Source organism: Bacillus sp. z26 (assembly GCF_058313635.1).
In genome coordinates, this window is record NZ_JBZFQM010000001.1 from 125,285 (window position 1) to 137,826 (window position 12,542).

Below are 12,542 nucleotides of genomic sequence, written 5' to 3' on the forward strand. Positions count from 1 at the left end.
CTATCTAGAAAATGACCTGTATTTGAATAGCTCTTATCCATTGCAACTTTAATACTTAACGACAACTGTTTTGATTCCTTTGATTCTGATTCTCCTACCCAGCAGAAGCTTCTTAAGCATGTTAATTAATGGTTTCTCAAGATGAGAATGCACGAGACATCCGATACTGACCATAATGATAAAGAGAATTACGCTTAAAACCCATCCCCCAAAAGCTTGGTAAACATAATACCTGCTAAACATTTCATTAAAAAAATCCAATGGCATATTATGTGATAAATAGATTGAAAAAGCTGCATTTCCTAAATAGTTCAAGTATCTCGGAATACGTATATCCTTCTTAAGATCTATTGATGCAATCCCTATAATAAGAAGAATGGACATAAAGCCAGTCCCAAGATCAAAGTTGATATCGTAAATTGGATTCAATGAGTTTCGCCACATAAAAGGAAATCCCAGTATGCCTGTTATCGTGAACAAAAGCGATAAGAACCAATTGATCCTAACATGCATTACAAAATATGCGGCACACATCCCTCCAAGCAGGATAAGATTAATCTCGTTAAAAATAAATCCAGTAATAAAATTGGTAACCGGAATGTAACCAAGGAAAACGGCGACACACATTCCTCCCCAAATGGCTAAAATGGCTTTTCCTAACCTAGGCTTAGGCATGAATGAAAGAGAAAACATTAAATAAAAAAGAATCGTAAATTTCAATGACCAGGCAGCAATTAGAATTGGAGGATCGTCACTTGGATTTGGACTGAGCAAAAAAGATGAAATGATTGTACCAAGCTTCGTTTCATGTCCTGCTCCATACCATGGATACAAAAGTAAAAAAGGTAGCAAAAACATCGTTAAAATCCAATAAAGCGGATATATTCGTATAAACCGATTAATAAAGTAATTCTTCAATTGTTTCGGTTGGCCAAAATTGTGTTGGTAAACGTAATACATCATAAAACCCGAGAGTGCAAAGAAGTAACTCACCCCACCCGACATAGGAAGTTGGTATAATCCAAGCAAATTAAAATCATAGTATTCATGCATGGATAAAGATAAGTGAAATAGCATTACCACAATAGGTACGAACGCTCGGGAAAATTGAATCATATTTAATCTCTTTCTTGCCATTAATCCACCTCCCAATTAAACCAATTGTTTACCTAGACCCAGTCTTTTTTTGTTCTCAATAAAGAACTCAGACTTAATGATATGCCATATTGTAAAATCTTACAATATTTTTTTATCTTTATTTTTTGCACTTGAGTAGGATCACAGCATCTAAAACTTCATAAAAATAAATTAACAATCTGACCTCTTTCTATTGAGGCTTTCTCCTCTCACACCATTTAAGTCGTTCATGAGCTTTTTATGCTTATATAGCATAGAAATAAATCTTCTCTCCGAATTCAGATCAGGATAAATTTTGTTCCTTTCTTAATTTAATAATGCTAAATTTCATTATCAACAAATATATACATACAATTTTACTCATATAACGAACAAATCAATTCTCGAAGAGCATCAAATTTAAGCGATAATACTACAAAATCTTCCCATTAATTTCTAAGTCATTTATACTATTCTTGGTTTTTCATTAAAAAAAGACTGATTTATACACTTGTATTAATCAACCTTTAAATCCTTGGCAATTATTCGTTTTCTATGTAATTTAGTAATACTTTATGTCAGATTTTATTGAAAAAACAATTGGTGAAACTCCTCATAAAAATAAGATGCCCTCATAACTGAGAGCATCTTTTTTAGATTAATAGGATAGGAGAGCTTCAAAAACATTAATTTATGATACGGTTCTCCGCGATGTATCTAAATGAGATTCTGATATCAATTCTAACTCGTAAGGAATACAGACCAAAATCAGTTCGAACTGCTGTAATATCGGTTCACTATTGGCTATTATCGATCCATTTTTAACTTAGGTCGATCATTATCAACTAACTAAGAATCATCTCTCTTAGTCTTGTAAAATACGTTTACATGCCCAGGGTAATGGTTAGTTAATCATTCTCGGACTAACCCTTTTCTCCGTACAGCACATTCATGTGCTCCATATGTATCTCTCCCCAATCATTCATCGCCTGTAATACCGTACTTAAACTTTTCCCATATTCTGAAATCGAATATTCAACTTTTGGTGGAATTTGATTATAAACTTTGCGATGCACAATATCGTTATACTCAAGTTCTCGTAATTGTTGGGTTAACATCTTTTTATTTATGTTTGGTATTGCCTTTTGAAGTTCACCAAATCTCATTGTTCCATTCGAAATAAGCTGAAGAAGAATGACTGGTTTCCATTTACCAATTAAAATTTCTAGTGCAGATTCAAATTTACAATATTGTTTCATTTAAACGCCCATCTCCCTTTTATTGCGTAAGGTTACTTTTTATTTACTATGTTTAAATAAAGTGCCTACTTCCTTAACTTGGTTATTCTCAGCTATTATACATTTAGAGGGTATAAAATATGAACTTAGGAGGTTAGTATTGTTCAATGAATATGCTAATATCGATCATTCAATGTCTAGTTGCACTGGTATTTATCTACTCAGGGTGGTTAAAAGCCATTCAATATGAAAAAGCCAGAAAATCCTGGGGATGGGTAAATGAGGTTCCAAAACAGTTGGTCATCTTTATTGGGGTAGCAGAATTATTAGGGGCCCTTGGCATTATCCTCCCACAAGCGCTAAATATTGTACCTATATTAACACCGATTGCTGCTTTTGGACTTGCCACAACCGTACTACTTGGAGCCTTATTTCATGTAATACGTAAGGAATATCGGGAGATCACTATGAACATTGTTTTATTTGCATTAACCTTAATGATTGCAATTTATTATATCTAAGATAGATAAAGTTTTTTTAATTTATGATCACTTGATATTTCGTTCTTATAAAACTTCATCCATTTTTTACTACGAAATGTTTGGATCTTTTTAACCTTTATAGAAAAATAGATGAGATTTATCCTGTTTAGATAGGTCTCATCTTTTTTACAACTATTCATAGGAGGAAAATCTCATTTACTTATGATACGGTTCACCCTCTCGTATCCCAAAGCAGGCCTCGCCGCATTTTCATTTCATTATATTTGCAATACCTTAGAACTTTAAAGCTATTTAATTAAATTCTCTGTTTTCATTTCACTAATCACATCATCTATACAATGTTCTGCTTCTTTAAATGACTTGCTGCTTGTCCAATCTGACTTTGAAACTAAAAAAATAAAGTTGCTGCGTCCTGCCCCAGCTGCTTCTCCCCAGTCTAAAAGTAGTTCATTATTCAAATAAAAGGCATCAAATAAATCTTTTTGCCTCAAGGCTTTCAAACGGTTTAATTATAGGCTCATAAAATTGTTCGAGTTTCTGTTGAAATTCTTTAAATAAGAATTGTAGCTTCTCCTCTTTTAGGGGCCATTCTCTGCCTAAAAAAATATCGTAATTTAAAAAGGCAAATTGTGAACTTTTAGGCTTAACAGTTGAATCCAAGGCTAAAAAGATATAGTGGAATTCCATTTGACCAAAAGGAACATTATACCTTTTGGCTATTCGAGTTCTTGCTTCCAAAGATTCATAACGTTTGGTCTGTTCAACCCCCTCAGAAGCACCCATCTTATTTTCTATAATAATAAGTTTCAATCGATTATTGCTTAGTGCTCGAATCACAATGTCAGGTGTACCAATTCTCTCCCCTAAGCCAACACGTGTATCAATATCGAAGACAGTATTTTGATCTGTCTGAAAACCAGATTCATATAAAAATTGAATTAAAAATTCCTCTGAATCCTTAAAACAATTAACAAGAAAATCTGTGATCGTATCTTCTCTATAAAAAATATTCAATGTAATTCTCCCTATTTGTTTCTTATAAAAACCCGCAAAAGTGCTGATTAGTTAAGTTTTAAACCGTTTGCCGATAATGGCCCCTCATATTCTTAATGCTTATTTTTCTGTAATGATAATAGTTGTATGATTGTTTTCATAACAGAGTCTTCTTCATTAGATTGCGTTATAAAATTAGCTGCATCCTTTAATCTATCAACCGCATTTCGTACTGCAAAGCTGTATTTGCTGCGAGTCATGAGCTCTATATCATTGTATCCATCTCCGAAAGCCATCGTTTCTTCCGGAGTAATATTCAAAATTTGTTGCAGATGTTTAACGGTCGTACCCTTATGTACATTCGTATTGGCAATATCAATCCAAGCTTCTTCAGATGCGATAATATACGCCGATTCAAAAAATCGGGATAATTTTTTCCTGGTTTCAAAACATTGGAGTGCCGGATCATGAATGGTTATCTTAACAAAATCCTCTGTTATTTCTTTAAAATCAGATACATGCCTTACTTGTGCATAAGACCTCCTGACGATTGCTGCTTCTTTAGGAGATAAATGATCTTTTATAAATGCACCGGATCTCGTACATACAATAATGGTATGGTCCAGGCTTATTTCTTCAAGTAAATGAATGATTTCCAGTCCCAATTTATTGCTTAACAGTGATTCATAAACAAATTCCCCATTATGCTTGATTCGAGTAGCACTGTCCCCAAGAATCCATAAATCATCTGCATCCTTGCCAAATAACTCTTCTACCCGTTCACATTGCTTACCAGTGACAGGAGCAAAAACAACACCTTTTTCTTTCATAATCTTTTTTACATCCTTATACAATCCCCTGTTAAAGTCACCGCTATTATTCAAAAATGTACCATCCATGTCCGTCAATACTAATTTAATCATTACATTGCCTCCTGTGGAATACCATTCTATATAGCTATGGTTTACAAACTCTTACCTAGTTAAGAGAATCTATAATTCTGTAAGAAGCAATATATATGGAATGCCTGTTTACCCAACGATTTTCAATTAAAAACCTGTATAAATAGGTATTATTTATACAGGTTTTTTAAGTAATCATTCAGTCTAATAGTATTAACTTATATCAAATACTTTAAGGTATACCATACATTGATTCAATCCATTATTCAGTTAATTGAGCAACCTACATCCATCTTATTTATAGAACTCCACCATTGGTTTCAATCACCTTTTTGTACCAATCAAATGAATCCTTCTTAAAGCGTTTCATTGTTCCTCTTCCTTCGTTATCACGGTCAACATAGATCATGCCATAACGCTTTTTCATTTCACCAGTTGTGAAGGATACGATGTCAATGATGCCCCATGGTGTATAGCCTATTAAATCCACACCATCATAGGCAACCGCTTTTTCTAATGCTTCAATATGCGATCTTAAATACTCAATTCTTGCAGCATCATGAACGGAACCGTCCTCTTCCATTACATCTACTGCACCAAAACCGTTTTCTACGATAAACAAAGGAATTTGATAACGGTCGTATAAACGGTTTAAGGTATAACGCAATCCTGTCGGGTCAATAGCCCAGCCCCAGTCACTTTCTTTGATATAAGGATTCTCCACACCATTCTGCAAACCGCCATTCACTATATCCCCTATATTATCCTTTTTAACATCACTTTTTACAGTTGTGGACATATAGTAGCTGAATCCAAGGTAATCAACGATACCATTACGGAGAATTTCTTCATCTCCATCTTCCATCTTGATATCGTAACCTTCACGTTCAAATTCTTTCATCGCATAAGCAGGATAATAGCCACGAACCTGTACATCCGGGAAGAAATAACGCTGGCGCATTTCTTCTTCCGCAAGCATAATATCTTCAGGATTGCAGGAATAAGGATAAATCGGTACATGCGATACCATCGCACCAATCTGGAACTCAGGATTAATTTCCTTCCCTTTCGCAACCGCCAAGGCACTTGCCACTAACTCATGATGCGCAGTTTGATACATAACCTCTTTGGCATTCTCGCCTTCCTTCAGCATCACACCTGAGTTGGTCCATAAGAAAAGCGGATTGTTTACATCCATTTGGTTATTGATTTCATTAAACGTCATCCAATAGTTCACTTTATCCTTGTAGCGCCTGAAGCACGTTTCTGCAAATTTCACAAAATAATCTACTACTGCACGATTGCGGAAACCTCCATATTCTCTGGCCAGATGCAAAGGCATTTCAAAATGAGATAAAGTGATTACTGGCTGAATACCATATTTCAGCAATTCATCAAATACATTATCATAGAATTGAAGACCCGCTTCATTTGGTTCAGCTTCATCTCCATTCGGGAAAATACGACTCCATCCAATCGACGTCCGTAAACATTTCAATCCCATTTCCGCAAACAACGCTATATCTTCCTTATAATGATGGTAAAAATCAATCGCTTCATGGTTCGGGTAAAATTCGTTTTCCTCAATGGTATCTGTAATTTTTCTAGGAACGCCGTGAGCTCCGGCAGTCATGACATCAACTACACTTGGCCCCTTGCCTCCCTCATTCCAGCCACCTTCAAATTGGTGGGCAGCTAAAGCGCCACCCCATAGAAAACCTTTTGGTAATTTATCCATTTCAATTTCCTCCTATTTTACAACTGTGAATAATTTCTGATTTGATGATAGTAGTGTTTGATTATTTTCACTGATAATTTTTTGGAATGATTGTGTGTTTGTAATGATGACCGGTGTAATTGTTTTTAGGCCATGACTTTCTATCAATTCCTTATTAAACTCCATTAAAATATCATTCTGATGAAATTTATCTCCTTCCTTCACTTTCAAATCAAATGGCGTTCCTTCTAGTTTGACGGTATCCAGACCAATATGAACGAGCACTTCAACACCAGTCTCCGAACGGAGCCCAATAGCGTGATTAGTCGGCGCTACCATCACAACCGTTCCGTCAAACGGGCCATATAATTTGTTATCAGATGGCTCAATTGCAATTCCTTCACCCATCGCACCAGAACTGAATACCGGATCTGGTACCTCTGATAATGGAATTACTGTTCCGCTAAGCGGTGAATAGATAACTTCTTCATTTAAATCAGGCTGGCTCATGGCACCGTTTTGTTCAACAGATTTATTCCCACCGTCTGCTTGTTTGGCTGTATCATCGCCATAGCCAAAAATTTGAATCAATATAATAGGAAGAATAATCGCAATCGCTACGCCGATTAATATTCCCCAGATAGATGTTGGGAATTTTTCATTAATTCCGTTTACAATCGTTAACGGACCCGGCAGCCCTGCATAAGCAAAGTAATATGGTTTAAAAAAGCTTGCGACGATGGCCCCGATTGCGCCGGAAATACATCCAAATATAAACGGTTTCTTGAATCTTAAGGTAACACCATAAATTGCAGGCTCAGTAATCCCGAAAATTCCGGTAATTCCAGCCGAAATACTGACTTTTTTTACCTCTTGGCTCTTCGCTTTTAGATAGACCCCAAGAACTGCACCAACTTGCGCGATAACAGCTATGGTTTGATAGGCTTGAAAGGAATCGCGGCCATATAAATCAAAGTTTGCCATAACCATTGGTGTAACTCCCCAATGGACTCCAAAAATAACAATTACCTGCCAGAAGCCTCCAATAATTGCTCCTGCCAGTACTGGAACATGTTCTGCTAAGAAATTATATCCGTTTGCAATTCCGTTTGCCCCTAGAGTTGTAAGCGGACCGATTAAGAGAATCGTTAACGGTACCATAACGACCATACAGATTAGTGGCACAAATAATGGTTTAATCACATCATTCATACGTTTGTTTAGAAATTTTTCAAGATATGACATTATCCAGACTAAAAACAATGGCGGAAGCACAGACGATGTATAAGTCGTTTCCGATAAAGCAATACCTAAAAATGTAATCGACTTTCCATCTGCAATTTGCGCAGCCATCTCGGCCCATGTTGGACTGACTAGTGCGGCAACACTGGCAACCGCTATAAACGTATTTGTCTTAAAATGTTTCGAGGCAGTAATAGCGATAAATATTGGTAGAAAAGTAAACGGCGCCCAAGACATAAAGCTTAACACTTGATATGTGCCTGTATTGGCGAAGCCGTCAAAAAATAGATTGATAATAATCAATACACCCTGCAGAATACCTGCAGCTGCTAAGATATAGATAAAAGGAGCAAACACCGCCGACATGGTTGCAATCACACGATTTAAGATTGTCCCTTTATTTTCATTTTCCTCATTAGTAGTTTCAATGTTTACAAGATTGATAAATTCCTCGTAGACATCGCCGACATGCTGCCCAATGACTATTTGAAATTGACCATTGTTTTCAACAACGGTAATGACCCCTGGTAATGAGGCAACCTCATCTTTTGCTTTTGGATTGGACCTTTTTAATACTAAACGCAATCTTGTTGCACAACGTGTTACACCAACGATATTATCTTCCCCACCCACAGCTGCCAAAATGTCTTTCGCCAGTTGCGGATAATCCCTCACTTTTGCTGACATATTCTGTCCTCCTTAATTTATACTTCCAAGAAAAATTGTATAGCCACAAAAATTGTTTACGGTTTCATTATAATTGTACATGTATAATTTGGCAATAACGGTATAATTTTAATTTAAAGATAATATATGTATTTTCATTATGCTATAATTGGCGTAAACAAAAAAACAATTAGAGGATATAAGAATGTTAAAATACCAACAGATTGCAAATGAAATAGAAAAATATATTGAGACTCATAATCTCCAGCAAGGTCATAAGCTACCGGTTCTGGAAGCATTAATAAAACAGCATGGAGTGAGCAAGAGTACGATTATAAAATCTTTAGATCTCCTAGAAAAAAAGGGGATAGTTTTTCAAGTCCGTGGCAGCGGTATCTTTGTAAGACGACATAAAAGGAAGGGTTATATCAACCTACTTACCAACCAAGGATTTAAAAAAGACCTCGAGGATTCTCAATTAACAACGAAGGTTATTAAATTAGAAGTTATAAAACCGACACTAGAGATGATGGATAATTTAAACATCGGACCAGATAATGATGTCTATCATGTCAAACGAATTCGCTACATTAACGGAGAGACGTTATGTATTGAGCACTCTTATTTTAATAAAGAGATTATTAGCTATTTAAATAAAGAAATTGTTTCCGAATCAATATTTAATTATATTCGTGAAGGGCTCGGACTGAAAATTGGATATACGGATTTGTTCCTTCATGCGGGTATATTAGACGGAGAAGAAGCAGAGCTTTTAGGGTTAGAAACCAACGATCCTAAGTTCTGTATCGAAAGTATTTTCCATTTAACAAACGGTCAGCCTTTCGACTTTTCAAAAGTTACCTATAACTACAAAAAGTCCTATTTCTTTACTCAGGCTAACGGCCAGTTACTGTAGAAGTTTAGGGATTAGAAATAAGCATATTCAATATAAAACTTTGAATAGCCACCATAATCGTTTATAACTTGCCTTGAGGTTCATGTGTAGCTGTCAATGTACTAAATACGTATTATGAGGGAGGGGACTACTCAAATGGAATATGCGAAACTTGGATAATACAGGATTAAATGAATCTCATCTTTGTCTTGGGAGTATGGGATCTGGAGATATGTTTACAATATATAGTCATATTGTAAAATTTCCGCAAGCTTAACCAATACTTCTAACCACTTTGTTTGAACGTTCTAAGAAAAAAGTGCAGTCATCAAACTAATTGTTAAGATGACTGCTCCTTAAATGCTTTTAGAACATTTACTAATAAATGCCTATTTAGTTTATCATTACTGTTCAAAATGGTACTACCCATGTTCAACATGTAACTATTTCCGCTAGGATATGTGATAGAAGGCATAAAACAACTACTTATAGCTAAGCAGGATTCATCTACTAAATGCGTTTTTTAATAGACGCCTTTTTTAGAGACTTAATAAAACTACTGCTGTTTTGAAAATACCTTAATTCAACCATCATTCTACTATTAAAAAGTGCGCGTTATGTAACTACTCAAGTAGAAATTCCAATTGATGTATGATCATAACTTCTATCTCGTAATGCTTTTACGATAAAATGGGCTACGTCAGCACGTGGGATTGACCTTGATTTCTCTGGTACACTTGGTGTAGATTCTCTGTACTTCCCTGTAAAAGGATGATCTGTTAGCCCCATCGGTCTCACAATTGTATAGTTGAGTCCACTTGCTTGAATGCAATCAACTGCAGCTCGGTGATCTATTAGAGGATTCTTGAGCATTCTCATAACTAATTTTCCACTTAACCCCGATAATTCTTTATGGACTCCTGCAGATGCAGTGTAGATAATTCGTTCTACATTATGCTCCTTCATACCAGTAACAATATTTTTAATCATCTCTTGAAGCTCAGTCGACTTTTTCATTCCTTGGCTTGAACCTAAACATGATACGACAGCATCCTGACCCGCAATCGCTTCTGTGACTTCCCCTTGATTAAAGGCATTTCCTTGTATAATCTTTAAATTTTCATGTGAAAAGTCTAGCTTTGATGGAGTACGTACAAAGGCCGTTACTTCAAAACCAGCCTCAATTCCTTGACGCACAACAGATTGACCTACACCACCTGTTGCCCCAAAAACGATAATTTTCATAACAATCCACCTTTCTACCTCATTATCATACCATCATTCTTAGATTGCTCACTTTCGGACCATGATTTTATTATTTTTAAGCCATTCTATAGAAACAATAAAAATTGTTATCAATATAATGAAAATGATTGCTTTTTTATTTATTAGTTTAATATGACATATCTACTTGCACTTGATGGACCTAATAATTTAATAATATTGTTGTCCCTCCATTTTTTCAATTCCCACTACTTAAGAAATTTACGCTTCGTAATATTCATCGTTTTAATTTGTACACAATCTGGGAAAAGATAAAACTCAAAGTGATGGTTTTCGTTGATATAGCCTTCAAGCTGTTGCTAAAAAATGGATATTCCATCTTTTCACTTCTGTAATTCTTATATCGGTGTTTTAATTGGACCCAAAATATCAACCCATTACACCTGCAGCCTACCAGATGGAAACAGATCCTTTCGATTTGCCAAAGATGTTTTAATCCTACAGTAAAGAGACAAATTTGATTTGATTGCAAAAAAAGAAAGCGAAGATAATGCTTCGCTTCCCTAAATTCCATTCGATTCAATAACTTGCTTGTACCAATAGAAGCTATCCTTTTTGATACGTCGTAAGTCATGCGTGCCTTCTTCGTGCTGATTAACATAGACGAATCCGTAACGTTTTTGGAAACCATTCAACCAACTTAGTAAATCTGTGAAAGACCAGACACAATAGCCAATCACTTCGGAACCATCGGAAATGGCGTCTTGAATTGCTTTCACATGAGCCTGAAGGTACTCGATCCGGTAATCATCATGGATTTGGTCATGGTCCTCTACCTTATCAAATGCACCGAGTCCATTTTCACTTATCAATACCGGCAAATTATATCGGTTTGTGATTCGGCGTAGCGCAGTTCTCAGTCCTTGCGGATCAATATTCCAATCCCAATTCGTCCGTTCCAGGTTTGGATTCTTCGTAGTTTTGTATAGTCCGGGAATTCCAGAATCCTTTGATGTACCTTTGATACCCGTCGTATTCATTTCCCCGGCACCCACCCCGTCTTCTAATGGGTTCATCTCAAATGTCGTGCTTTGATAATAGTTTAAGCCCATAAAGTCTGGTTTGCCTTCTCGTAATAAAGCAAAGTCACCTTCTTCCACTTCCGGTGCTAGACCTTCTTCCGCTAAATAGTTCCACGCTGCCTTCGGGTATTTCCCCCAAGTATAGATATCCATCCACCAATGGCTGTTCAGCTCCTCAGCATTCTCTGCAGCCAAAATATCTTCTGGCTTTGAAGAAGCCGGGTAAGCTGGTCCATAAGCAAAGCTCGGACCAATCTGACCATCCGGAACATAGTGACGGAACGCTTTGATGACACTGGCATTGGCCAGATTTGCGTGATGATTCACCTGATAGAACAGCTTCTTATCTTTTACACCCGGCGGATGCGATCCTTTTTCATATCCATGGCTTGTAAAAATATTTTGTTCATTTAAGCTGACCCAGTACTTCACACGGTCTCCAAAACGTTTAAAACATTCCACGCTATAATTCGTAAAGTCCTCAATGATTCTTCGGGACTCCCAACCGCCATATTCGTCCTGCAGTGCCTGAGGCAAATCCCAATGGTACAAGGTTAAGATAGGCTCAATTTGATATTTACGCAGCTCATTAATCAAATCATCATAAAAAGCGAGGCCCTGCTCGTTGATCTCACCTCTTCCGTTCGGAAAAATACGCGGCCATGATACAGAAAAGCGGTAAGCCTTTAACCCCATTTCTGCCATTAAACGGACATCTTCCTTATAACGATGATAGTGGTCTACTGCCACATCTCCCGTCGTCCCTTTATAGGTCTTACCTGGAATACGTACAAACTGGTCCCAATTACTAATCCCTTTCCCGTCTATATCCCATGCCCCTTCAATTTGATAGGCAGCGGAAGCCGCTCCCCATAAAAAGTCTGTCGGAAATGGTTTTACTGTTTTATACATAATTGTTTTAGTCTCCCTTCCGTCAAATGTTGCCTCATTTCTTTTATTACAA

11 protein-coding genes are annotated in these 12,542 nt (G+C 36.5%); 2 read left to right on the forward strand and 9 right to left on the reverse strand.

Annotated elements, in window-relative coordinates; genetic code table 11:
* Positions 1–48: 48 nt before the first annotated feature.
* Both AC4G3K_RS00520 and AC4G3K_RS00525 read right to left on the reverse strand, forming a co-directional pair.
* Positions 49–1,137 carry an acyltransferase family protein gene (locus AC4G3K_RS00520; protein ID WP_491132103.1) on the reverse strand — a complete coding sequence of 363 codons (1,089 nt, stop codon included), beginning with the start codon at positions 1,135–1,137 and terminating at the stop codon, positions 49–51.
* A 902-nt stretch (positions 1,138–2,039) separates the two neighbouring features.
* Positions 2,040–2,375 (reverse strand): winged helix-turn-helix transcriptional regulator, encoded by a 336-nt coding sequence (locus AC4G3K_RS00525; RefSeq protein ID WP_491075326.1) that lies wholly within the window; start codon positions 2,373–2,375, stop codon positions 2,040–2,042.
* A 146-nt stretch (positions 2,376–2,521) separates the two neighbouring features.
* On the opposite strand from AC4G3K_RS00525, the gene AC4G3K_RS00530 reads away from it, so the two are divergent.
* A complete protein-coding gene (locus tag AC4G3K_RS00530; RefSeq protein ID WP_491075327.1) occupies positions 2,522–2,875 on the forward strand; it encodes a DoxX family protein in 354 nt (117 codons plus the stop codon).
* A 269-nt stretch (positions 2,876–3,144) separates the two neighbouring features.
* On the opposite strand, the gene AC4G3K_RS00535 is transcribed toward AC4G3K_RS00530, so the two are convergent.
* The 5 genes from AC4G3K_RS00535 to AC4G3K_RS00555 form a co-directional block, all read right to left on the reverse strand.
* Positions 3,145–3,315, reverse strand: a complete 171-nt coding sequence (locus AC4G3K_RS00535; protein ID WP_491075328.1) for a hypothetical protein — start codon at positions 3,313–3,315, stop codon at positions 3,145–3,147.
* Positions 3,316–3,325: 10 nt separating this feature from the next.
* Complete coding sequence (locus tag AC4G3K_RS00540; RefSeq protein WP_491132104.1) at positions 3,326–3,871, reverse strand: PD-(D/E)XK nuclease family protein; 546 nt, start codon at positions 3,869–3,871, stop codon at positions 3,326–3,328.
* A gap of 92 nt (positions 3,872–3,963) precedes the next feature.
* The gene (locus tag AC4G3K_RS00545; RefSeq protein ID WP_491132105.1) at positions 3,964–4,773 is read right to left on the reverse strand and encodes an HAD family hydrolase; all 810 of its coding nucleotides are present in this window, start codon (positions 4,771–4,773) and stop codon (positions 3,964–3,966) included.
* 277 nt (positions 4,774–5,050) lie between these two features.
* On the reverse strand, positions 5,051–6,490 hold the full coding sequence (bglA, locus tag AC4G3K_RS00550; protein WP_491132106.1) for a 6-phospho-beta-glucosidase BglA: 1,440 nt from the start codon (positions 6,488–6,490) through the stop codon (positions 5,051–5,053).
* 12 nt (positions 6,491–6,502) lie between these two features.
* Complete coding sequence (locus AC4G3K_RS00555; RefSeq protein WP_491132107.1) at positions 6,503–8,398, reverse strand: beta-glucoside-specific PTS transporter subunit IIABC; 1,896 nt, start codon at positions 8,396–8,398, stop codon at positions 6,503–6,505.
* Between the two features lie 184 nt (positions 8,399–8,582).
* Between AC4G3K_RS00555 and AC4G3K_RS00560 the strand changes: the two genes are divergently transcribed.
* Positions 8,583–9,293, forward strand: a complete 711-nt coding sequence (locus AC4G3K_RS00560) for a GntR family transcriptional regulator (protein WP_491132108.1) — start codon at positions 8,583–8,585, stop codon at positions 9,291–9,293.
* Between the two features lie 606 nt (positions 9,294–9,899).
* On the opposite strand, the gene AC4G3K_RS00565 is transcribed toward AC4G3K_RS00560, so the two are convergent.
* Both AC4G3K_RS00565 and AC4G3K_RS00570 read right to left on the reverse strand, forming a co-directional pair.
* The gene (locus tag AC4G3K_RS00565) at positions 9,900–10,517 is read right to left on the reverse strand and encodes an NAD(P)-dependent oxidoreductase (protein WP_491132109.1); all 618 of its coding nucleotides are present in this window, start codon (positions 10,515–10,517) and stop codon (positions 9,900–9,902) included.
* Positions 10,518–11,059: 542 nt separating this feature from the next.
* Positions 11,060–12,490 carry a glycoside hydrolase family 1 protein gene (locus tag AC4G3K_RS00570; protein ID WP_491132110.1) on the reverse strand — a complete coding sequence of 477 codons (1,431 nt, stop codon included), beginning with the start codon at positions 12,488–12,490 and terminating at the stop codon, positions 11,060–11,062.
* Positions 12,491–12,542 lie beyond the last annotated feature (52 nt).